The sequence below is a fragment of the Paenibacillus sp. FSL H7-0716 genome (genome assembly GCF_038002705.1).
Taxonomy (GTDB): Bacteria; Bacillota; Bacilli; order Paenibacillales; family Paenibacillaceae; genus Paenibacillus_AQ; species Paenibacillus_AQ odorifer.
Genome location: NZ_JBBODA010000005.1, coordinates 40,009 through 63,793, shown reverse-complemented (window position 1 = coordinate 63,793; position 23,785 = coordinate 40,009). Strand labels below are relative to the sequence as shown.

The window sequence follows — 23,785 nt, the reverse complement described above, 5'->3', positions numbered from 1 at the left end:
CGGCCTCCATTGTTAAATTTTAGTGAAACTGAGGTCTGAATCTGAGACGATGGAAGAACCGACTTTGGCAGCGGAACCGGGAAGTGTTCCAAATCTGGCACCCAAAAAACTGGCAGAGAATTGGGGCATCCAGCCATGCACATTAAAGCAGCCATTTCGGTCAAAACCGGCAATTAACATTCCCGAACGGTCGTATCTCCCTCTTGGAAGCCAAATCCAGTATTCCGAATCCGGGGTATTACCTGTCAAGAATCTCACTCTAGCCACGAAAAGAAGATACCTTTCCAAACTAAAGTTAAGATCCCCGCTGTCTTCCACTAAGTGTGCAACCTCTAGCCCTGTGTGTTTCATTAATGAAGGCGACAGCGCAGCCGATGTGCGAATCCAGCAATCTTCCTGCTCCGTTGCGGCTGTCACAAGTGGATCTTTTAAGGCCCAGCTTGAAATTCTTGTAAGCTCACCAATCTGTTCCCGTGTAATTCCCTTGGGAAAGCACAAAATAATTTCTCCATTTTCTCTCGATGAACGAATCTCTTCGCTTGTAAAAGGACAAGGCGATAGTTGGAATTTTCTGCCAATGATCTGATCTACCCCCATCCCACGATACCAGGATTCAAGCTCCAGACGCAGCATTTCGGGATCATCCGGTGAATGCTCAAGGTTTGCGGTAAACCGTTTGAGATCCGTCCGCTGAAGCACATTTGCGTTTAGCATATTATCTATAAGCTTTAACATTTGGTTCTTAGAGTTCTCCATTTCAATAAACCTCCTATACTTCTAAATCTTGTAGTATTCATTAATTTTTCTGCCTGCTGCAGTTAGCCAGCGATTGGACCGCAATGATGATATGTCTAATGTTTGTGCCGAATTCCCGGCTATTTCTTCACTGATTAGGAGTCCGGCGGCCGGGCTGTGCATAAAACCATGTCCGCTGAATCCTGACGCATGGTAAAACCCTTGGATTTTGTTATCAGCGCCCAGCACCGGATGGGAGTCCGGCGTGTCATCATAATACCCTCCCCAGCAGGATTTGATGGTAGCTTCCTGGAGACGAGGCAGCCGACGAAGAGCAGCTTCCAGATGTTTATATTCCCATTCCGGGTCTGAGTAGCTATAATCCGGATCTTCGCATCCCCCTGCAACAAAGGGCTTATTTAAGCCCGTTAACAGACCGCCTGTCTCCTTATGTAAGCCCAGACCTTCCCCGGGGAACACAATAACGGGAAAATCGGCGGGCAGCCATGGGAGCACATCTGTAACCAACAACTGCTGATGGCAGGGGATTACCGGCAACTCAATTCCGGCTTTAGCAGCCACAAATTTGGACCAGGGGCCAGTAGCATTTACAACAACTCGCGAAGTTATCGCTCCTTCTGACGTTACCACTTGCTGTATCGCGGAACCGTCAGTAATAAAGTCCGTTACAGCGACTCCAGGATAATATTTGACACCCAGCTCTCTGGAGAGCCGAATATACGTGCTTGTAATCTTATTGGGATCGATCAATCCATCCTGCTTATTGTAAGTTGCACCAGTTACATCCTCTAGAACCAGCATCGGCAGCTTCTTTTGAATCTGCTTAGGCTCCATCCATTCCGTTTGCACACCCAACCTTTGCTGCAAAAGCATCGCATCATAAAACTCAGAAAGATTATCTTGTGCCGTGAAAATAAACATATATCCGCACTGGTCCATTTCATCCTGAACAAGGTTATACGAATCAAGCTGCTCCAGCAATCGAAAACTTAATTTGGACAATTCAATATTTATCTCCGTTGTAAACTGACTTCGCATCCCGCCTGCGCAGATAGATGTGGTTGCTCCGCCTAAACTTTCGCTTTTCTCAAGCACTACCACATCGGTTATTCCTTTTTTGGCTAAATAGTAGGCTGTACACGCCCCGACTGCCCCAGATCCAATAATAACAACTTCACATTTATCGGGTATCACCGAGAATTCTCCTTTTCTTCTATTTTGCTGATTACAGTACTAAACTCTTTCAAAAGCGCTGACAGAAGCGCGCGCTCTTGCACATCGATACTCTCCACTGTGCGTGCAGCGATCCGCAACAGGTTAAGGTCAGGCTCAAGATGATATTTCACCAAAATGTTTCTGAGAATAAGAGTGGTTTCGTATATATCCTCATAGCCTTTCATAATGAAATCAGAAAGGTTATATCCACATTGAGATAAATATCCAAGCCTGTTAACCATGCATTTTTTGTGCTCCCAGAGTAAATGAAACGGACGAACACAATAGAAAATTTCGTTACGCGCCAACCTATCTAAATAGTCTAGCAGCGCTCCATACACCTTAATTCCCCAACACGAACCTCCATCTGTTCCCGGGCAGGTTACCATGGTTTCTGGCTAGCGTGAATAGTAATAATCCGCTAGGCTTGCGATCAGTGTAGTTGGCTCAAAATGCATCTTATCAGCTTCATTTAGCCGGACAGAGCGAATCGAACGCCGTTCGAATGCATGAGCGCGCAGCGATGATATGATCTGATCGGCGGGAAGCTCATGAAACTCGAAGATTTTATCGTAATCCGAGCCAGCAATACTAAATGTATGACTAAGATCATCATAGCCGTAAATCATAAAATTCCTTTCGAAATGAACCTTATTAAAATAGTGCTTACCTTCTATATAAAATTCATCCAAGCTTACTTCGACATACTCCTTCTCGGCCAGACAATCCAAGATCTGTTTTACAGCAACACGTTCAGGACCAAGCCTGATCTCTTTCAAATTCAGATAGGGGAAATGCCCCAAAGATTGCTCGGGTGACAGAAATTCAAGATCCATCACATCCATATTCGCTCCAAGATATAAATGAATATAGTGGTTATGCAGCCAATCCATCTTTCTAGAGCAGACTTCCACTACACTGAGCAGATGAGAGCTGTTCATGCTGCTGTTCACCATAGGGTACTTGATCGGCAGGTTAGGCATCTGTGGCACATCCTTCACCATTTTTATTCCAGAGATATGCCGTTAAATCTCCAACCGTAGGAAAATGTCCTGCTACCAAAAGGTAAGGATCAAAGTCCAATTGCAACGCCCGCTCAACTTCAACAATAAATTTGATGTAAGTAAGCGAATCCATTTCCAGATCTGTGAACACACTTTCGGGCTCCAAGGAAATATCACACTTTACAAATAGGCGCAGCAATACCTCCACCCGCTGTTGTATTTGGTCCATCATATCCTCCCCGTCCATCATTTATCTCTGGCCTAATGTTCCTTCGCCTACTTGCAAAATTTCTTCCAACGACATTCCTAATTGAGATAACACTGATTTCGTCAGCTGTCCCTGGGCTGCAGCAGAGGACGGTTCAGCAAGCATGTCCGCCATTCTTGCAATCGTAAATTCGCCTAGGTACAACTCCATAATGGTTATGTTTGTATTGAATCTTTTGTTGACAATACTAATTAGCTTTAGAGCTAATAACGAATGGCCGCCCAGATCAAAAAAATTCTCGGCAATGTCGATCGCACGGCCCTCCAAACTCAACAACTCTTGCCAGATAGATTCTATCTCTTCCTGAAACTCATTTTTAGGAAGTAGAGCGCTGCTCGCTTCTTTAAATCTCACATCAGGCAGCGGAAGCGCCTGGCGATCAACCTTACCATTTCGATTTAACGGAAATCTCTCAAGTCTCATAAAGATGCCAGGAATCATATAGGCCGGCAAATAAGCTCTCGCATAGTTTCGCAGCTCCGCAGCGGCAATCTCTTTATCGCTCACATAATAGGCAATCATAAGCTGCCCCCCGTTATTCTGCTTGAGCGGATGGACAAGAATCTCTTTGATCCGGTTGTAACGGCGAAATACGGCCTCGATTTCACCCAGCTCTATCCGCGCACCGTTGAGCTTGATTTGTTGATCTGTTCTTCCCCCATAAATAATCGTGCCGTCTTCGAGGAATTTGCCCATGTCTCCTGTGCGGTACAGACGTTCAGCAGCAGGATGTCTGGAGTAAGGATCGGGTACAAAACTGCGGTTGGTCAGCTCTTCATTTCCGATGTATCCTAGGCCCACTCCTATTCCACCAATGCATATTTCTCCGTAAACCCCAACGGGAACCGGCAGAAGATACTTATCCAGAATGTAAATTCGGAGATTGGAAATCGGTTTGCCGATCGGAACACTTGAATGGCCTCGGCTCTCCGCACAGTCCCAGCAGGTTACATCAATGGCCGCCTCAGCGGGCCCGTACAAGTTGAACAAATGCGCAGCGGATTTTGAGAAAAAAGAATTACGTAACGTGGTACTCAGCTCTTCTCCACTGCAAATGACATTTTTAAGTGAAATACAGCTTTCTATTGGAAAGGAGTCCATAAACTGCTGCAGTAACGCCGGAACAAAATGAATCGTCGTAATATGCCTCTCGACAATCACATTCCCAATATATTCAGGATCATGCGGTTTATCCGGTCGGGCCAATACCAATTCCGCTCCATGCAGTAATGGCCACAGTAGCTCCCATACTGCCACATCAAAAGTGAGCGGTGTCTTCTGCAGCACTTTATCGGTCTCATCCAAACCAAACTGCTGCTGCATCCAAAGAAGCCGGTTGTATAATCCCTCATAGCTGTTCATCGCGCCCTTCGGGGTTCCGGTTGAACCGGAAGTATAGATAACATAGGCTAAATCACTGGGTTCGGCCGGCTCATTGTGCACAATTTCACACCTTAAGTCAGCTGAATAAGAGCTAATCCCGACGAGGACCACCTTATGCATCGCTTTAAACAGAGCCGCATATTGTTCCTGGGTGATGATCAGTGCACACGACGACTCACAAATCATATGGGCCAGACGTTTGGAGGGCAGCTGTGGATCAAGCGGCATAAATGCCCCGCCGCATTTAATTACCGCCAGAATTGAGGTGACTAGCTCAACAGATCTCTCCAAGCCCAACCCAACAAGGCTGCCACGCCCGATCCCCAATTGCATCAGCCTCGAAGCAAGCATATCTGAGGCCAGATCAAGCTCCTCATAACTCATGTTGTCTTCTTCGCTCAAAAATACAGCCCGCAGATGACTATGCTTCGCAGCTTGTTTTTTGATCTGGCTTATGAACCTTCGGCTGTCCAGACAGCCGAAATCCATACAAGTATCATTCCATTCGTAGATCACTTTATTGATTTCTTCCGCGGTCAAAAACATGTGGCTGCTAACCGTAGCCTCCGGTCGCTGCAGCAGCTGCTGGAGAATGTTAATGTAGTGGTAATGGAATTGCCTCAATGAGGCCGCGTACCATTTATCATTGTTGTATTCGTAAAATAATTGCACTCCGCTTCCGGTATCATTAAGCCCAATCGTCAGGTCAAAGGCCGAAGAGCTTTTATCTGCCTTTAACGCTTCTACAGTTAGGTTGGATAACTCCAAATCCGTTTTGCCGCTCTGCACATAAGTAAACATCGTTTGAAACAGCGGATTTTCCCCTGGCCTGCGATCTGGATGCATAATACTGACGAGCTTGTCGAAAGAGACTTGTTGATAGGCAATGCCCTCATTAATTGTTTCTTTCTCTTTAATTAATACTTCAAAGAAGCTGTCTTCAGTCTGCACATTGGTGGTGAGTGGCAAAGTATTGGCAAAAAAACCGAAAAGATTCCTTACTTCAATGCGGTTACGGTTAGCCATGGTTGAGCCGATAATCAGGTTAGACTGGCCGGTATATCTAAACATCAGGACCCGGTAGGCTGCGAGCATAACGTTATAGACCGTGAATTCGGGGTGACGTTTTATAAAATCCAGCATTTCATTATAGGCATCCTGCGACAACTCTCCCCCATAATTGCACTCCGAATCGGTTGGCCCAGCAGCTTCAGTCATTGCCGCAAGGTTTAAATCAAGCCGTGTATCTGCCGAAGCTAACTTGTTGCTCCAATAATCCATTAGTGTTGGATTGCCGGCATTTGCAATATATTTTTGTTCCCAGACCGCATAAGCAGAATACTGTACCGGCAATTCAGGCAAGCGTGCCACCCTGCCTTCTTCCAAAGCGTTGTAGATCTCACTGAATTCATTTGTAAAAATATCCAGAGACAACGCATCTGAAATGCTGTGATGGAAACGAAATATCAGTAAATGCTCGGTGGGGCTCATCTGCACCAGTACCGTCTCAAATAAAGAGCCTCCATTTAATTCGAACGGTTTATTAATCTCCATTGCCAACCAATCCAGCGCCTGTTTCTCCATCTCTGACTCAAGACAATCCAGCCGCTCAATCCTGACCACTGCGGGCTGTGGAACCGTCTTTTGGTAAGGCTCCCCGTCTTTTTCGTAAAATACAGTGTCTAAAATTCGATGCCTTTCCTTCAAGATACCCAGACATTCAGTCAAGTGTTTATAATTCAGACAACCCTTCAAGCGGTATTGTATCGTCATATTGTAAGCGGAGCTGGCAGGGTTCAATTGATGCAAAAACCATAATCTGCGCTGAGCGCCGCTCAGCGGAATATCGGTTAAATCGGAATCAGCACGGATAGGAGGGAGACTTCTATGCATTCGCTCGGCCTGCAGCAGCGCTTCCCAATTTGATAAACCTCGAGTCATACTTCATCCTCCCGATTCTTGGAATTAAAAATCATGCCTCAGGAAATTGCCTTATCATTGAGCAACACTTTAAGACAGTTAATAATCGTCAAGGGAGACTCAAAGGTCTCTGGAGTGAGACAGTTGTCTGGAATCTGAACCCGGAAGACCTCCTCCAAATCGTACAGAAGATATAAAGCCCGGAACGAATTAACTCCCCATTCGGTTAAAGTTCTGTTCAAATCAGCAGCCTGTAGCGTCTCTTTCTGCTCTACTGAGGGTAAGGCTCCATTTTTGCGGATTAGTTCCATCACTGTCGCTTGGATATATTCCTCATCTCTGTTCATAACGGTCAAATCCCCTCGTTTCCCGTATTATTTTTCGATTAAGAAATTGCCGACCGCCAGCGCATCCATAGCGGAGGTATAGAAGGTTTTAATGGCGTCGTATGGAGTCTCACACACCGGTTCTCCTCGTGTGTTAAGCGATGTGTTCATTATCAGCGGAATTCCAGACAACTTATAATGCTCGGCAATAAGCTGATACCAGACCGGATTCACCTCGCTTCGGACCGTTTGCGGTCTGGTAGATCCATCTACATGCACGATGGCAGGAACAGCCTGCCTTCTCTCTTCTTTGACTGTGTAGGCTTTCAGCATATACGGCGAATACTGCGCCTCCTCCACCAACCAATCCGCATGTTCATCCATAATACTTGGCGCCAGCGGTCTCCAGGATTCTCTGAATTTGATTTTTTGATTGACTTTTACATATGAATCATAACTTGCAGGACTGGCTGTTATGGAACGGTTGCCCAATGCCCTTGGCCCCATCTCGGCTGCGCCTTGGAACCAGCCAATGACTTTACCTCTATCAATCAGTTCTGCCGTCTGCCGGCAAATATCGGATGAATAGTTATACTTCAAACCAAGCTTGTTTAATACCTCCGATATATGGTTGTCATCATAGGAAATTCCCCAGTAAGGAGTCTTCAGTCTGCCCTTTACAGGGAGAACGGAACGTTCTTTAGAGGCAATCATGGCAGCTCCGATACAGCCCCCAGCATCATTGGTTGCCGGTAATACGAAGATTTCATCAAAAATTCCGAGGCGTTCCAGCCTTCCATTCGTCGTACAATTGAGAGCAACACCTCCGCCTAGCACCAAATTTTTACTGTTGCCTTGCCGGATGGTCTGCTGGCAAAGATGCACAATAGTGTCTTCCAGCGCCTGCTGCGCCGATGCGGCAATATCTTTGTGCTTCTTGCTGTATTCCACCGTATAATTGAGCCCGCCATACAGTGTATTATTGCTATAGATACGCTTTGGAGGATCACCGAATTTACGGTACATTTCCTTCATCCATATTCGGGTCAGCTTGTTATACTTATCCTCCAAACCAAGCGAACTATCAGGTTCTCCGATAGGAATCTCGTACCCGTCTTCCGTCAACCGTACAGAAAAGTCATAGACTGACTCTCCATAAGAGGCTAATCCCATCAGCTTTCCTTCTCCTGATGTTCCAAGCTGTAAATAATCACTGACGATGGAATAAAAAAATCCAAGCGATTGTGAAATCCCGTATTCTTGCTTGATCTCTATGTGCTCATTCTTCCCATAGGCTACTGTGGTTGAAATATCGTCACCTTGTCCGTCCATGACCAAAATCACCGCATCATCGAACCCGGATAAATAGTAGGCACTTGCCGCATGGCATAAATGGTGGCTGACCGAAATGATAGTGGGCATTTTTTTGCCTGATAATACCGGATGCTTCTTGAATTTCTCCAATATCCCCAATTCTTCCGCCTTTTGCGGGTCCCATGATAAAGCAATCAGATCGATATCTTCAAAAGCAACACCCGCTTGGGACAGACAATTGAGGAGCGACAAAACCGGGGGCTCTCCGTAAGCATGTTTTTTTCGGCAGAAACGCTCCTCCTCAGCATAGGCCACCAAAACGCCATCATGAACCAAACATGCCGCTGAATCATGTCCTAGCCCACCGCTTAAACCAAGAATTAACACGTATACTCCCCCTCTAAGTTTTGTTGATATTGATTGAGCAGCTGATTTACAATTCGACCTGTTTTGGAATTCCTGATTTCCGCGATGTTCTCTGGTGTACTTTCACCCAAGACTTGTCCCCCCTCCAGGCCTCCCTCCGGCCCCATGTCAATAATCCAGTCCGCCATGACTAAGACATCGGTATTATGTTCTATCACAACGACAGAATTACCCGAGTCGACCAACTGCCCAAGCATATCAATCAGCTTAATCACATCATGCGGATGCAGGCCTGTTGTTGGTTCATCAAGCAAGTACAAGGTGTGGTGTCTACTGCTTTTTGAGAGCTCTCTGGCCAACTTTACCCGTTGTGCCTCCCCGCCGGACAAAGTGGTTGCCGGCTGGCCCAGAATTAAATAATCCAGTCCAATACGGCACATCACATCCAGCTTGTTATATACGGATGGTTCATCCGCGAACAGTTCCATCCCTTCTTTTACAGAGCAAGCCAATACATCTGAAATGCTATGGTTTTTATACTTTACATCCAGAATCTCCGGCTTAAATCGTTTGGTCCGGCATACAGGACATGGGGTCTCAACCGACGGTAGGAATTGCAAATTCACTTGCACAAGCCCTGCTCCCTGACAGCGTTCGCATCGGCCGCCGGGGACGTTGCAAGAAAAGTGTTTGGCCTGGAGATTACGCATTTTCGCTTCAGGCAGCGCAGCAAAAATATTCCTTATCGCCGTGTACACATCTGTGTAAGTTGCCGCGTTTGATCTTGCAGTCTGACCGATAGGGGATTGATCAAAGCTAATGACCTTATGCACATTCTCCCAGCCCTTAACAACTGCATAGGCATCAGTCTCGGTGCTTTGGGTAAAATGAAGCTGTGCGGATCGAGCCAGGACGTCGAACATAAGAGTCGATTTCCCCGACCCTGATACCCCGGTCAGCACAACGAGCTTGCCCAACGGGATATTCACACTTACATCCTTAAGGTTATGGCGATTGGCATATGTAATCTCAATGCATTTCCCGTTCCCTCTGCGGCGCTGTTCAGGAAGAACCACCGTATCTTTACCAGCGAAATACTGCCCGGTCCATGATCTGCTGCACTGAATCAGCTGCTGCACGGAGCCAGCCGCAACCACTTCTCCCCCTTGCTTGCCCGCACCCGGTCCGATATCAATAAGGTAATCGGCCGCCCGCATAACATCCGGGTCATGCTCAATAACTAGAACCGTATTTCCAAGATCACGCAACTGCCGGAGCACCCGGAGCAGGCCTTCGGTATCTATCGGGTGAAGGCCAATTGTCGGTTCATCGAGAATATACAACACTCCTGTTAAGCTAGCTCCGATTAATGAGACGAGCTTAAACCTCTGCATTTCTCCCAGAGATAAAGAAACGGTGGAGCGGTCCAAGCTTAAGTAGCCGACACCCACTTCAATCAAGCGAGCCAGCTTTTTTTCCATTTCGGAAACGATGTTCATAAGCGGATCCTGACTTCCCCCTAGCTGTTGAGCGGACACTTTACGCAACCAGCCAAGCAAATGGAAGAGCGGCATTGCAGATGCTTCGGTGATACTTTTCCCGGCTAGCGTAACCGCTCGACTGTCTGCGTTCAGCTTCGTACCGTGACAATCCGAACACTCTTGCAGATGAAAGAATTTTTCAATCTTCTCTCGATAGTCCGATTCGTGTCCGCGTTCCTTGTATCTGCGTTCCAGGTTGGTCAGAATCCCCTCGAATCTTCCCTCTGCAGCATAAGTTGGAGGGGTCTTCCCAGGAAAATGCCTGATAAATCGCTGGCTGTATACACCGAAATACAGCAGATCCCGTTCGACCGTGCCCAAATCTCTCAAGGGTTTATCAGGATCAAACACAAATCCGTAATAGTTACCGGCTGCAACCAAATTATCGGCCATTAACTGTGCTCCATGAGGATTGCTCCCCTTAAGTGCACACTGCTTCAAGCTGAGGCTGTCATCGAAAATTTCTTGTAAATTCGGTTTTCGTTCAACCCCCAAGCCCATACAAACCGGACATGCGCCTTCAGGTTTATTGAAAGAGAAATGGGACATGGTCAATGCTCTAAGCTCATGGCTGCACTCTAGGCACACGGCTTTGCCCTCATCGGAATAGGACATAGGAAGATCTTGAATCTCTGTTTCGATCGACTCATAGTTTTCCTGCCAGATGTCAGCACTACTTGAACCCTTGACTTGGCTTCCGCAATTAGGACAAGCTCTTTCTCCGCTTTTGGTAAACAATATACGAAGCAAGGTGTACAAATCCGTTGTAGTTCCAACGGTTGACCTGGGATTTCGGTTAGTGTGGCGCTGGTCAATACAGATGGAAGGCGACAACCCTTCAATAGAATCAACCTTAGGTTTGTGGATAAAATCACTTATCATACCGAGCGAATCCATGTATTGCCTCTGACATTCCTGCTGCAAGGTATTCATGGCAAGCGTTGATTTGCCGGAACCAGACAATCCAGTTAACACCACTAGTTTGTTTCGGGGGATAGACAGAGATATATTTTTCAGATTGTTTTCTCTCGCACCTTGAATTTTAATCCAGTCATTCAATGTGATCGGCTCCTTCATGAGACATCGTCATATGCTGCCGTATGAATGTTATCCATTCGGTCTTCGCTTCAGAAATGTTCATCAGCTCACTGAAGCATGATTCATGGTTAAAAGCTACTAACAGATTTCCTTGCATCTTTGATGCTGGTTTTCGTTTTTTGCCGCTCCATATTTCTCCTTCAAAAAAACAATAGCTATCTTCATCCGTTATACAAACCCCGCCTTGAGACTGGTGGCTTTGATTTAACCAGACATACACCAAGACTGTAAGGGAAGCCGGATCGGCGGTACCGTGACGTATTACTTGGTCCGCAGTCATCAGTCGGTCGTGTTCCCGAAATATGGATTTCTTCTTCAATAAATCCACATACTCAAAAAAATGCTGTTTCGTATTATAATCGCTCAGGAACTGACGAATAAGCGGACTATTCATAGATGCGAGAACATAAGCCTGCGGTTTTGTTACTAATAGTGTCTGATAAGCATATTTGGCGTACGTATATACAGAATCCGGCAGATTGCAGCTGTATCTCAGCATCGTTTGGCGCAGCAATTGATGAAGTTGCAGCGGGTCAGCGCATTCTTTTAAACTGGGCATTGGGCATTCATCCATATAGCTAATTCCCGTTGTTAGCGGACGCGAGAATTTAAACACAATGCCATCCTTGAACCAGTTATTTAATCGCTCCACCGTCCGGCCTGATAAATTCGAACTTCCGGCAGCAGACCAATACTCCCTCTCATTGAACAGCTTGCTGATTTCGGTCTGATAATAGTAAGTACCTGCTTTTAATTTAACAATCCGGTCTGTGAAAAACAGATATGCCTCTCCAGTGATGGAGACGAGCAAACAATCGTAATTAACTAAACGGAGCTGGACGATATCCGAAGCCGCCAAGCCGCATAATCGGAGCACCGCAAAATAAAATGACATAAGCGGCGTACAATTAGCGGTTAATGGAAAGTGATCTTCAGCCAAGGTCAACAGTTCATCATAACTAAACGTTGGAGCAGTAAATTTGCTTGACCAGCTGCTGTTACGATCAGGCCGCTCAATCTGGAAATTGATATTTTCACTTGCAAAATGATATAAGGACTCCAACGTCCCTAGAGTGGTTGGCTGAAACAGCAATGCTGCCAGATCAGCTACGCGTAAAGACAGCATATTGGATAGAATGGCCGCACATTCCAATTCAGAGTGCACTTCCCGGGAACGTATATTTCGTGGAATTGCCCGAGCGTACAAATTCGCCGGCAGAGGATCGCTGCTGTTTCTAACAATCTCCAATTCCGCTTCATTGGTCCACCAGAAGTGATCGGTCATGGAATAAGTATCGTAATGAATTAGATCGGCTTCGGCCGAACCAAACGGTAGCCAGCTTTTCTCGATCGTTACAACCTTCCATTCTTTTTTGTCTTCAACATAGCGCATAGTATAAATATGCTCATCCTTTAGCTGGTCAAACTGTTCATAAGTAAAGGTCAAAGTGCAGGCTGCAACAATTTCAGCAAAACTTATTCTGACATTTCGTACGTTAAATTCTACGCAAGTCGGAACTGTTTTTTGTAAATACCCATGGAACCATGCCCGCTGTGATTCAGCTTCCATTTCATCTTCGAAATACTGGGTCTCCAGCCAAAGTTCAATATCTCCTGTTGTTAAAGCACGATGAAGACAGTCGAGCAATGTAACGGAAATGGCGGATGTATCCAATGTCTTTTCCACACTCTTCACCTCACCTTGCTGACATTTCGGATTGCAGCATATTCTCCAGATACAGTTCGAATTTTTCAGGCTGGGCCTCCGTTATAAATTCCTGCGCGGCAGCTTTAGAGGCTGCAGAAATGGATTCGTAGAGTGTCCTGTCCGTCAGCAGCCGTTGCAAAGTCTCCACCCATATGGCAGTATCCTGTTCGGGAATAACCGGCATTGTATGTCCTGTTGCTTCATCCTTGTAAGTTTCCGTAATCGGCGTCACCGGAAGATTATAGTCAACCTTGCATTTCGATTGCATGAGGCCGCCTTGGTCGCTTGCAATAACAGGAATACCTCTTAGCATCGCTTCAATTACTGTCTGCCCAAAAGCTTCAGCGCAGATGGAAGGATGAAGCCACACTCGTACCTGTTCAAAAATCAAATTCATCTCGCGCTCCGGTTCAAGCAGTGTCACATTAGGCAGAGCACGTAAAGCGGATTGTTCCTCCTGCTTCAAATCGCCCCATGTAATTACCGCAGCAAAAGGATAGTCCGGAAAAGCTTGAGCCAGCTTCAGAAAAATGGATAAACCCTTTATCTCTGTAGGGTTGCATATCGCGATGTATCCTCTGTTGAAATTATGAAAGGTTGGAAAAATACCATCCCCATAAATTGGGAAACGTAGCGAAACAGCATTGGTATAACCACCCCATTCGGTGATAGTATGAGCTACGAAATCACTGTCACCAATAAAGCCGGAGACCTGGGCAAGCTCCTGTCGGAGCAGCGGATTTTCGATCCAGCTATGCGGCCCAAAAGGGAGAGTGATCACATCATGACAAATCACAACCAATTTTGTTGCGCTTCCAGCCACGAGCTTTATTCCCGCAGCAACCATGGTGTGGTAAGCCATATTCACAAGAACCACGTCCGGATTGCCTTTTTTCATCAAATCCCCTGCTGTTCTGTATAACAGCATAACACTCGTGGTGAAATGGCATTCTACACCATTTACTGTCCCCTGAAGACTATGCGCGGAACGAATAATATTGTTTACCCCATGCTCCTGCAGCTGTTCCTCCACCTGTAACAGAGAATCTTCCTGGTCTACCAGATGGACTACTCTACATTGATGTCCCCTGGCAGCCAGGGACTCGAATACTGCACGGTTAGCCTTGACGGCCCCTTGATAATAGGCAAAATAAGCACCTTCAGAAAGAAACAAAAGATTCATCGTCAGCTGCTCACCCTTTCCGACTGTCCCTCAATATATGCCGTCAATTTTCCGGTATCATTTAATAGTTCCAGTGCCAGGTCATCATCTTCAATGACGATTCCAAGCTGTTGTTCAATCTTAACGATAATCTGCAAAGCAATCAGTGAATCCATATGGAACGCTTCAAGTAAATCCGCTTGCGCATCCAGTTCCTCCATTGTAACCTCCTTGCTCAAGACCTCTGAAAAAATAGCGGCCAGCTTACCCAGAATCTCCTTGTTCTGCATGCTTATATCTCCTCTCAGAAAACCTTTGGTTGCCGCTCTGCCGTATCTTGTACCAGCTGCTGCAGCATGTTTAAGCTCTTAGTCCGGGCGGAAGGATCAGGAAACGAAAGGGCTTCAACGGCAAATTGATCACAATACCCGCATACCGCACAATCCAGTGACCGGCAATCGACTTCTTTGAAAAAATCAATAAAACCTTGCAGCTTAGAATTGTCAATATAAACATCCAATAAGGTCAGGGCACGGATGCTCTGGCGGCTCTGCTGCGTTTGCCGGGAAAAAACCGCCTTTTCTCGTGTAACCGCACCGGCCGTTCTGCGATGGTTGGTGTGAACGATGTTCAAAATATCAGCCAAGTTCCCCGGATACTGCCTATCATGATAGGCTTTTGCCGCCTGCAACAGCCAGGCAGTAGATTTTGACCGGTCCGTCAGCTTAAAACGGTGTATGCCTATCTTCTCATATTCCGCCAAATCCTCCGGCCTGATCCAGCGCGCCTTCATGATATTCCCTGGATCATTAAATTTCTCGTAAGTGCATTTGACGGAGCAATAATCCATAAAGCTTTGGTTATCCGTTCCACGGTTGGATGAGCCATGGCTCATTACATTGTCATGATAGACCTGCATTGGACATTCATAGAGACAGGTCTGATTGACAATGACCTGGATTTCACATTCAACGCTGTTCTGTATACGTTCAAGCAGCCTGAAATCTCTGGCTATGTTTTCTCTTACTGTGATCTCTTTGACGCCCATTGAATCAAAGTATTTTGCCCGTTCCACACTTTCGACCACCGCAAAGGAGGACAAGCTCACTTTGATCTCAGGATGTCTTCTCCTGCAAATGTCCACAAGCAGCTGATTGGCTAAGGTGATCCAGTCCACACCTATTTCAGCGGCCCAATCCATTTGATCTACAATTTGTCGGTAGCCTTCATCCTCATATTCCCTGTTGCCGAGACAGGAACTGTTCATCAAATAGTTAAACTCTTTATTGTACATATGGGCCCGCTTAACCGCTTGTTCAATATCGCTCCGCGTACTTATCGGCATTGCCGCAGCCGATCTTCCGCTTCCACAGCCCTCCTGAGAAGAACCACCGAAGAAGCAGCTGATATATTCGTATCCGCCCAGCTCGTCAATAAGCTGGATATCGCCGTTATATGGAACAGATATCTTCATAAATTACACCTGCCAGCTATTTTTTTGTGCCAGTGCGATCAATGCAGCACAGCAATTCTCAGTTCCGCTTAAAGTCCTCAGCTTGGACCTATAATGCCCGCGAAGCTCAGCCAAATTATCGTTCAACGCTGTCTCAACAATCTTACGGATACGGCTTGGTCTGAATGCTTGAACGGGTAGCTTATAAGTGAGACCAAGATTTTGGAGCTGCGTACAATTATAGTCCCGTTCAAAATGTTGACCGGGAACGGTTATGCTCGGAAGTCCATGAAGCATTGTCGTAAGCATAGTATCTTGTCCGCCATGAAAGATTACCAGAGCTGCTTCCGGCATAATTTCAGCAGCCGGGATAAACCAATGGAATTGAATATTGTCGGTATGGTCAGGAAGCGCCTTAAGCTCATAATGAAATCCGCATAAACAGGCAACACGGTAGGGTTGCTTGTCAAAGATCTCTTTGACCAGCTCAATATAAATTAAAGGGGGAATGGCACTAACGCTTAAATAAATAAAAATTAGCGGCTTGCCCTGCCAGTCCGGATGCCACTGCAAATTTGAAGATTGTCTTGCCTCCAAATCCAGAATGTAACCGGCGAAATCGCACTCCTTCAACGCAGCCAGCTCCGGCTCCAGTTCCGGTAGTGTCGGTGCCATTTTAATCGTTGCTCTTGAAAATAATAATTCAGCCAGATTGGAAACAGAATCCAGTGAATAATCCGCCAACACCTCATTAAAAGCGGCGATAGCTTTGGTAGATCCCGGATACTGTAGGTTGGCCGGGAAGGCTGGATGGCTTGGCCAGCTCGCAATCATCAAAGCGGGAATCTGGGCCACGGCAGCTGAAATGGAAGCACTCGGACGAGACTCGGCAAATATGGCGTTGGGTTTAAAAGCCTGTATCGCCTTCAGTTCAGCCTCAACCGCTTGACGAATAAAGCCCGATTCTGCCATCCCTGTCCACTCCACATAATCGGCAGCACTGCGAACATCTCCGGAATTCCCTGAAGGAAGCGGAATCGGATAGTCATAAACCTGAAAGCCGTTGGCTCGGACAAAGTCAGCAAGCTTGCCGCCAATCACAAAGCTGACCGTGCAACCTTGGCTTTGCAGAACCTTGGCAATGCCCAGCGTTTTGCTCACTGATCCTACAGAACCGGAGCTAGGGGGGCTTGGAAGAAGCATAATTCTTGGTGGACTCACAAACTATTCACCTCGCTTCTATTGGACATTTCTTCGATTAAATAAGGAATCGCATGGGCGTAAGTAGGGTATGCCAGCCGTACATCGGCATTCTTTTTTATCTTTTCGTTTCCCATACGTACGGAAAGGGCGCGTAAACCATGTATACTTAGTCTGATACGATCAGTGACAGCCTCAGGAGAAATCCATTGTATTTCAGACAGTTGAGCATATTTCCGAACCTCTTTTATCAATTCCTCCTGTGTTAGAGGAAGATCATCACTCACGTTATAAATCTCTTGAACAGCAAGATTACTCCAGGCCAACTGCATCATTGAAATAACATCATCAATATGCACTTTAGATGAATAACTGCGCCCGTTCCCCAGCATCTGAGTGCAGCGCATTAATTGCCGGATATAATTATGCTCAAGCGGGCCGTACACTTCAGCGATCCTGAGAATGATATAAGAAAATTTCGCATGGGTGCAGTATTGCTGGACCAGCCGCTCCATTTCGAGTGTAATTCTTCCAAATGGATGAACGGGGTGGCACAGTGCAGATTCATCGGCCACACAAACGTTGTCGCTTCCATATACAGCCCCATTGCTTGCCACAATGAACTTGCCATACGTTCCGCTGCGCAAAAGTTGGTCCAGCAGATTCCGCGTCCCCTCTACATACAGCTGCCTCATCCGGGACACAGAACCAGAATGTTTGCCGGCAAGATGATAGACGACATCAATATCCTCCCCTATGCCATCCATCGTTTCAGGGTTCAGAACGTCGCCTACCCACAGTTCCATACCCAATTCTGCAAGTGTTTCGCCAACGCCTTTTTCCTTCGGCAATACAAGCCCTCTGACAGCATGTCCCTGTTCCAGTAAACTGCTTGTTAACCTGCTCCCGATAAAACCGCTGCAACCTGTCACAAGAAACCTCATGACGTCAGGATGTGACTGGCTGCTTGATTCTGATTTCTCAGCTTCTTCCCATAGCGACCCTTGGGAATGTTATCCGTCCACTTGATTACTCTCGGCACCTTATATGCCGCAAGTCTCGCTGAACAGAATCTGATAATATCATCGGCTGATACCTGGGCATCCAGCGGCACGATCTCCGCAATCAGCTTGCTGCCATAGTATTTATCGGAAACACCATATACAAGTGCTTCTTTAATGCCGTTATGGAGCAGCAGGACTTGTTCAATCTCTGCCGGATTTACCAAATGTCCGCCGACATTGATGTTATCAGAAAGCCGCCCCGACAAATACAGATACCCAGCCTCATCCAACCTTCCCAGATCACCCGTACGTACCCAACCCTGTTGAAAGACCTCTGCCTGCAACTCGGGTTGCCCGTAATACCCGCACGATATATGAGCGCCGCTGACCCATATCTCTCCTTCCTCTCCATGAGCAACCTCGTGCCCCTCCGGGTCAAGCAGCCGAATAGAAACTCCCAGATGTGGCTGTCCCACCGAATCTCTGATCAGTTCTTGCTCATTTGAAGGATTATAGGCAATTGCCCCACCTTCGGATGAACAGAACAATGAACGGATAGACTTGCCCGACAGCTTATAAAAGTCCTTAAAAGTCGCTGCGTCCAGATGAGCAGAGCAGCTGATGCACAGTCTCACTTTATCCCAAGCTACACTTGACGATGACACGACTGACTCATTAAGCAAGGTATACATATAGGGAACCGCAAAAAGAATCGTTACCTCTTTGCGATTGATCTGCTCGCAAATTCTAGCAGGCATTGTTCCCTTCGACATGATTAATGTAGCACCGGCACAGAGGGCCGGTAGGACTACAGTGGTTAGCGTCGCGGGCAGCCACGGCGAAATCGGTGTGAACAGCTTGTCGTTTGCAGTAATTTCAAGCCCTCTACAGATGGCCATTACATTATTGTAGATGGCCCGATGGCTAAACTGTACGCATTTAGGCGGTCCAGTCGTTCCTGAGGTATAAAAATTCAAAGCAATATCTTCATCAGAATGCTTATCTGCCTGTAAAAAAAGCGTTGCAGTCCTAAAGATAAATATCGGTACTCTGAGTACGAGCTCAAGCTGACTGCTGCCCTCCGAATCAATTGGATCGCAAATTAAATACTGACAATGGCTTGACGAGTGCATTCTCTCCAGTTCCGGTAAGTTCTTCACAGGTTCAAATGGGATCGGAACGGCTCCCGTATGCCAGCATGCAAGCCACAGCATGATAAAAGCAGATTTGTCTGCAACGGCTAAGGCAACTCTGTGCCCGGGCCGGATCCCCGCGAGATCCAGCTTCTCACTACTGTGCTCCAGTTCCTGCCGTAGCTCTTCATAAGTGATCGTTGATCCTTCATAATCAATGGCCGTAAGCCCTGGATTATTCGAGCAATTGAAATAAATCAAATCCAATATGGAAGAAGTGTTCACTTAGAATCCTCCTCAGCTAGAAGCACTTGCATATTTTTTCACTGCTCGTTTAAAAAACGCACTGGCTAACATTAGCAAAACCGCAGCTAGCAAGCTGCCTCCGAATAAATAGGATAGGCTTACCCTGCCCACTAATGCTTCTGCAGGAATGGAAACGATAAAGGCGACAGGAACGATCCAGGTAAGCGCCAATTGGATTGGTTTCTGATATACATTGACCGGAAATCTACCCATCTGCATGATACTGTCGAATATACTCAACATCGGACTTCCGGCATACCAAAACGCCAAAGAGCTTAATAACAGCAGTATTGAGTACAACAGCAGTAAAGCATTGCAAATGGCCCATACAAACATCAGACAAGTGGATATTCCTATCGCTTCTTGCATTTGAGAAACGCCCAGCACCATCACCGCTACTCCCACCATAACATCAAACAGATTAAGCGGAGACCAGTATCTCGTGCTCACATAAAACTGGGTCTCAATCGGTTTGAGCAGCGTTAAATCAAATCCTCCAGTCCATAGCTCCCCTTCCATCCCGGCTAATGAGCCAAGGCTTGGACCAACAAATAGATTTTTCATTGCCAAAATAAAATAGTACACGCCCGATAATGCCAGCGTATCCGCAAAAGTCCAACTGTTAAGCGAATTTGTGTTGGAAAAGAGGATCGCGATCCCGCCAATCGTCCCGGTTAAATTAATTGCGGTATACAAAATTTTGATTAGAAAGTCACCGCGGAATGACGCTTCCTTTAGAAGCGCTGTAGAGAAAAACAATCTCAGCAAACGCATATATCTCAGCATGTTCCCTACCCTCCCACGGCCATGTATGCACGAATCCCTTTTTTCCACACTAAACGGTTACATAATATGATAACGACCGCCCAAATGAATTGAACAATTATGCCAAAAACAAGCTGTGAATGATCCAACTTTCCAAGGGAAAACTCTATCGGAAAGCTGATCATATATTGAAAAGGCAAATAATCCGAGATATCCTGCATAAATCCCGGAAGCAACGACGAAGGCGCTACCTGTCCGGCCAGCAAAAATACCAGGGTGTCATTAATAGAAAGCAAGGACTTGATTTTATTGGTGAAAAATGCAAACAGGGAAAGTGTATAGGCCAGCATAAATCTGATGATTTGAGCCATGAGAAGAAGATAAACGGCCACCAGCAAGTCCAGACCGGATATAGCCAGTCTGAAGTTCAAAAAAATGGCAGCCACACCGGCAACAAATATAACAAAAGGCATACAGACGATTTTGACAGCCAAATCTGATGCAACCACATCGTAAAAAGGCGATATCGGCCTCAACAATACAATCGACATCTTGCCGCCATAGATTTGATCGCCGACCGTCCAGTGTGAGGTAGGGTAGGTCAGCTGATTCACAAGAATTAACAGAATATAATACCTCACAAAATCCTGCTGAGTGAACCCGGTTATGCTTCCATCTCCCGCAGCAACGGTCCAAACAAACATATAGATGATAGGTCCCATCATCCAACCAAGCGTCAATGTCCAGAAAAAACCTTTTTCAGCCATAAACCCGAACATAGTCCTACGTATCAGCGCAAAGCCTCCGCGAAAATTCAAAGGAGCCTCCCCTCTCGATACACTTCATCAATTACCGAATCGATTGGAGCATCATTGATTGTTACATTTCCAATGCAATAGCTATTAAAGATTTCTGAAACAATCTCAGGTACAGCTTCCTTCTGAATCTTAAACAATACGTAGCTTTCCGCAAGCTCCATGACCTGCAAGCTGTCAGTAAACTTCTCCTTTAGCTCTTCAATTGTGCCCGTTACGTCTTCATCCATAAAACTGACTTTAAGAATGCGGTAGGGAGCTATTTTACCGCTCAGCTGCTCCAGAGATCCGTCGTATAACAGCTTGCCTTGATTGATCAGCACAACCCGTTTACAAAGGGAAGAAATATCCTCCATATAGTGACTGGTAAGCAGGATGGTTGTCTCATGTTTTTGGTTATACTCCTTGATAAAACTGCGAAGCCGCAGCTGCATGCTGACATCCAGCCCTAAAGTAGGCTCATCCAAAAACAATACACGTGGCTGGTGTAACAACGCTGCTGTTAATTCACACTTGGAGCGTTCTCCCAAAGAGAGATTCCGCGCCTGATTCTTAAGCAGATGCCCTATATCCAGCAGTTCTTTTAGCTCATTGAGTCTTTGTTTAAAATCAGCATCAGAGACTCCGTATATTTCCTTCATCACAAAGAAAGAGTCCTCGACCGTAATATCCCAGGTTAACGTCGATTTGTTCCCCATTACCATACTGATGTTGCGCAGAAACTTATGTTGGCGTTCCCAAGGTTTGAAGCCATAGACGGAAATGTTGCCTGATGTCGGATACAGGATACCGGAGAGCATCTTCAGCGTGGTTGTCTTTCCCGCGCCGTTAGGTCCGATGAACCCAACAATTTCTCCCGGCTCAACCCTGAGGTCGATACCTTTTACCGCCTCAACTTCGTTGTATTCCATTTTGATCAGACTTTTGAACGCATGCTTTAACCCATGTTCTCTTACAGGGACGCGATAGACCTTTCTCAGATTATCAATAATAATGCCCTCGTTCATTGCTGCCCCCTTAACTCTGCGACCACACTTAAGAATACAGCCAAAACATAATCGATCTGCTGATCAGTCAAATTGGGATAAATCGGCAAGCAGATATGACGCCGACAATAATCATCCGCTAGCGGATATTCCCCACTGAACTGTAGAGAAGCAGCGATCGGCTGCCTATGAAGCGGCGTTGCATATACCTCCCCTTGGAGCGAAACACCTTTCTCCTTGAGTCTGTCCTTCAAATCGGAACTGTCAACGTCTAAAGGCACTATAACAATGTACTTATACCAACTACATCTGTCCTGCGGCATCACAATCTCGAAATCAGGAAGATTTTTCGTAAAGAAGGAAGTATAACGGTTGGCGATCGCTTCCCGTTGTTCAATGATCGCGTCGAGCCGCTCAAACTGGGTAAGCGCTATCGTTGCTGTGATATCACTCATTCGATAATTGTTGCCAAGCGAGGTGTGGTAAGTCTCCCAAGGCTGGGGCTTGCCATGATTGCGGAACATTCTTAGCTTCTCAGCCATTGAATGATCGTTTGTGACAATGATCCCTCCTTCCCCCGAGGTAATGATTTTCGTGGCAAAAAAGGAATAACTTCCGGCAATTCCGAAAGCTCCCGCACCTTTTCCGGCCATCCTGCTGCCATGTGCATGAGCGGCATCTTCAAATAACCAGAGCCCCTGCTCATCGCACCATTGCCTGATTTCTTCAATCTCCGGTGTAACAATTCCGCCAATATGTACGATAATAACCCCTCGGGTACGACTCGTGGCCTGCTTCTTTATTTCAGCCAGCGACACCGAAAATGTACGGGGATCAATATCAACAAGGCGAACATGCCCTCCGGCAAACAGGACACTGGAAGCCGTGGCAATAAACGTATTTGCCGGAACCAGCACTTCCTGCCCCTTTACTTCGAGCACTCTCATTACCGCTTCAATCGCACTTGTACCCGAATTAACCGCAATGGCATGAGTAACTCCTACATACCGGGCAAAACGTTCCTCCAGCTCCTGTACATACCTACCCTGACTCAACGCTCCTCTCGACAGACAATCATCAATTCGCTCCATAATGATACGCCGCTCCTGCTCAGAAAATGCAATATCGAGTGCGGGTACATCCATAACACCTTGTATCAACTGCATGACGAACCTCCTCTACCAGTCATAGACTACAGTTTTCCCTTCAAAAAAGCCTTCCTCCGCTTGCCTGATAAATTGCTCCATATGTTCCGCATGAATATGTTGGGCGATTAGGCTGGTTACTTCAAGCTCTTGCTTCCCAATTCTGCGGGAGATTTCCTGAATACGGTCATGCGTTATGGATTCCTTAAGTATTCCAGGTCTTGTCAGATCAATAAATTGTATGTGGTGGTCTGGTGGATGGTTTTTTAAAGCCGAATGCCGTTGAACCTGCGAGAGCAGGTCCGAATCAAGTGCAACAATGGCTCTCTCCTCGCAGTCCCACACACCGCTGTTTAACCCGGCCCAAATCTCATCCTTGGCCTCCTTCTTTTCAACACTGAAGCTCAAATCTTCATCCTGCTCAAGCAACCTTAATAAAAGCTTTCCTAGCAGTCCCATTCCCCACAGTTCCACCGTTTTAATGCCTTCATCTGCCAGCTCTTCACACACATTTAGTGCCACACAAAACATAGGAACAAACGCAGCTGTCACAGGGTCTAAGTCGTTGGAAATAAAGATCTGACCATCCACCCCACTGTGCAGAGGGACACATACATCCTTTGTATAATGAGGAGAAAACACAAGAGCTTGGCCTACGCGATGCTCTGCTCCAAGCCCCGCTTTAGTCACTACTCCGACACTGGAGTAAGGATAATGCCCTGGTAAATGGCATGCCCCATGAAAAAGCTGCAAGCAGGATGGGTCCTTTACCGTTCCCGTTAAAGTAAAACGGTTGGTAATGAACAATTCATTAGGACCCGGTTCCGCCTTGCGAGCAGCGGTGAAGTGTACACTAGGCTGAGGCCCCGATTCAGTGAACTTATTGTACATAGCCGAAATAACCGTCTCCTTACTGT

The 23,785-nt window shown here is 46.4% G+C and carries 21 protein-coding genes; all 21 read right to left on the bottom strand.

From position 1 onward, the window contains the following. Window positions 1–12: 12 nt before the first annotated feature. The 21 genes from MHH60_RS08490 to MHH60_RS08390 all read right to left on the bottom strand — a co-directional run bounded on the left by MHH60_RS08490 (window position 13) and on the right by MHH60_RS08390 (window position 23,759). On the bottom strand, window positions 13–756 hold the full coding sequence (locus tag MHH60_RS08490; protein WP_076135996.1) for a hypothetical protein: 744 nt from the start codon (window positions 754–756) through the stop codon (window positions 13–15). A 21-nt stretch (window positions 757–777) separates the two neighbouring features. Next, the gene (locus MHH60_RS08485) at window positions 778–1,950 is read right to left on the bottom strand and encodes an NAD(P)/FAD-dependent oxidoreductase (protein ID WP_036685941.1); all 1,173 of its coding nucleotides are present in this window, start codon (window positions 1,948–1,950) and stop codon (window positions 778–780) included. Next, window positions 1,947–2,213 (bottom strand): hypothetical protein, encoded by a 267-nt coding sequence (locus tag MHH60_RS08480; protein ID WP_076135994.1) that lies wholly within the window; start codon window positions 2,211–2,213, stop codon window positions 1,947–1,949. Before MHH60_RS08480 ends, MHH60_RS08485 begins: the two co-directional genes overlap by 4 nt. A 156-nt stretch (window positions 2,214–2,369) precedes the next feature. Then, the gene (locus tag MHH60_RS08475) at window positions 2,370–2,954 is read right to left on the bottom strand and encodes a hypothetical protein (RefSeq protein WP_076135992.1); all 585 of its coding nucleotides are present in this window, start codon (window positions 2,952–2,954) and stop codon (window positions 2,370–2,372) included. Continuing rightward, the gene (locus MHH60_RS08470; RefSeq protein ID WP_076135990.1) at window positions 2,947–3,204 is read right to left on the bottom strand and encodes an acyl carrier protein; all 258 of its coding nucleotides are present in this window, start codon (window positions 3,202–3,204) and stop codon (window positions 2,947–2,949) included. The genes MHH60_RS08475 and MHH60_RS08470 overlap by 8 nt, the downstream gene beginning before the upstream one ends. A 21-nt stretch (window positions 3,205–3,225) precedes the next feature. After that, on the bottom strand, window positions 3,226–6,567 hold the full coding sequence (locus MHH60_RS08465; protein ID WP_076135987.1) for a non-ribosomal peptide synthetase: 3,342 nt from the start codon (window positions 6,565–6,567) through the stop codon (window positions 3,226–3,228). Window positions 6,568–6,605: 38 nt separating this feature from the next. Further along, window positions 6,606–6,893, bottom strand: a complete 288-nt coding sequence (locus tag MHH60_RS08460; protein ID WP_036685933.1) for a hypothetical protein — start codon at window positions 6,891–6,893, stop codon at window positions 6,606–6,608. Between the two features lie 27 nt (window positions 6,894–6,920). After that, window positions 6,921–8,573, bottom strand: coding sequence for a carbamoyltransferase family protein (locus tag MHH60_RS08455; RefSeq protein ID WP_076135985.1), 1,653 nt, complete (start codon window positions 8,571–8,573; stop codon window positions 6,921–6,923). Further along, window positions 8,567–11,152: an excinuclease ABC subunit UvrA gene (gene uvrA, locus MHH60_RS08450; RefSeq protein WP_076135983.1), complete on the bottom strand. Its 2,586-nt coding sequence runs from the start codon at window positions 11,150–11,152 to the stop codon at window positions 8,567–8,569. The genes MHH60_RS08455 and uvrA overlap by 7 nt, the downstream gene beginning before the upstream one ends. Continuing rightward, a complete protein-coding gene (locus MHH60_RS08445) occupies window positions 11,145–12,878 on the bottom strand; it encodes a hypothetical protein (protein WP_143766720.1) in 1,734 nt (577 codons plus the stop codon). Before MHH60_RS08445 ends, uvrA begins: the two co-directional genes overlap by 8 nt. A 10-nt stretch (window positions 12,879–12,888) precedes the next feature. Further along, a complete protein-coding gene (locus MHH60_RS08440; RefSeq protein ID WP_076135979.1) occupies window positions 12,889–14,082 on the bottom strand; it encodes a glycosyltransferase in 1,194 nt (397 codons plus the stop codon). A 2-nt stretch (window positions 14,083–14,084) separates the two neighbouring features. Next, entirely contained in the window at window positions 14,085–14,351 is a 267-nt protein-coding gene (locus MHH60_RS08435) for an acyl carrier protein (RefSeq protein ID WP_036685924.1), read from the bottom strand. Window positions 14,352–14,365: 14 nt separating this feature from the next. Continuing rightward, complete coding sequence (locus MHH60_RS08430) at window positions 14,366–15,535, bottom strand: peptidase U32 family protein (RefSeq protein WP_036685921.1); 1,170 nt, start codon at window positions 15,533–15,535, stop codon at window positions 14,366–14,368. Between the two features lie 3 nt (window positions 15,536–15,538). Then, window positions 15,539–16,735 carry a glycosyltransferase gene (locus MHH60_RS08425; RefSeq protein ID WP_076135977.1) on the bottom strand — a complete coding sequence of 399 codons (1,197 nt, stop codon included), beginning with the start codon at window positions 16,733–16,735 and terminating at the stop codon, window positions 15,539–15,541. Continuing rightward, a complete protein-coding gene (locus tag MHH60_RS08420; RefSeq protein ID WP_076100699.1) occupies window positions 16,732–17,658 on the bottom strand; it encodes an NAD-dependent epimerase/dehydratase family protein in 927 nt (308 codons plus the stop codon). Before MHH60_RS08420 ends, MHH60_RS08425 begins: the two co-directional genes overlap by 4 nt. Then, complete coding sequence (locus tag MHH60_RS08415; protein ID WP_076135975.1) at window positions 17,655–19,136, bottom strand: class I adenylate-forming enzyme family protein; 1,482 nt, start codon at window positions 19,134–19,136, stop codon at window positions 17,655–17,657. Before MHH60_RS08415 ends, MHH60_RS08420 begins: the two co-directional genes overlap by 4 nt. A gap of 12 nt (window positions 19,137–19,148) precedes the next feature. Then, entirely contained in the window at window positions 19,149–19,943 is a 795-nt protein-coding gene (locus MHH60_RS08410; RefSeq protein ID WP_036685913.1) for an ABC transporter permease, read from the bottom strand. 5 nt (window positions 19,944–19,948) lie between these two features. Next, window positions 19,949–20,740, bottom strand: a complete 792-nt coding sequence (locus MHH60_RS08405; RefSeq protein ID WP_038570104.1) for an ABC transporter permease — start codon at window positions 20,738–20,740, stop codon at window positions 19,949–19,951. Next, window positions 20,737–21,744: an ABC transporter ATP-binding protein gene (locus MHH60_RS08400; RefSeq protein ID WP_036685909.1), complete on the bottom strand. Its 1,008-nt coding sequence runs from the start codon at window positions 21,742–21,744 to the stop codon at window positions 20,737–20,739. The genes MHH60_RS08405 and MHH60_RS08400 overlap by 4 nt, the downstream gene beginning before the upstream one ends. Further along, window positions 21,741–22,889 (bottom strand): DegT/DnrJ/EryC1/StrS family aminotransferase, encoded by a 1,149-nt coding sequence (locus MHH60_RS08395; RefSeq protein WP_197740344.1) that lies wholly within the window; start codon window positions 22,887–22,889, stop codon window positions 21,741–21,743. The genes MHH60_RS08400 and MHH60_RS08395 overlap by 4 nt, the downstream gene beginning before the upstream one ends. Before the next feature lie 12 nt (window positions 22,890–22,901). Next, window positions 22,902–23,759, bottom strand: a complete 858-nt coding sequence (locus MHH60_RS08390) for a hypothetical protein (RefSeq protein WP_076135974.1) — start codon at window positions 23,757–23,759, stop codon at window positions 22,902–22,904. Window positions 23,760–23,785 lie beyond the last annotated feature (26 nt).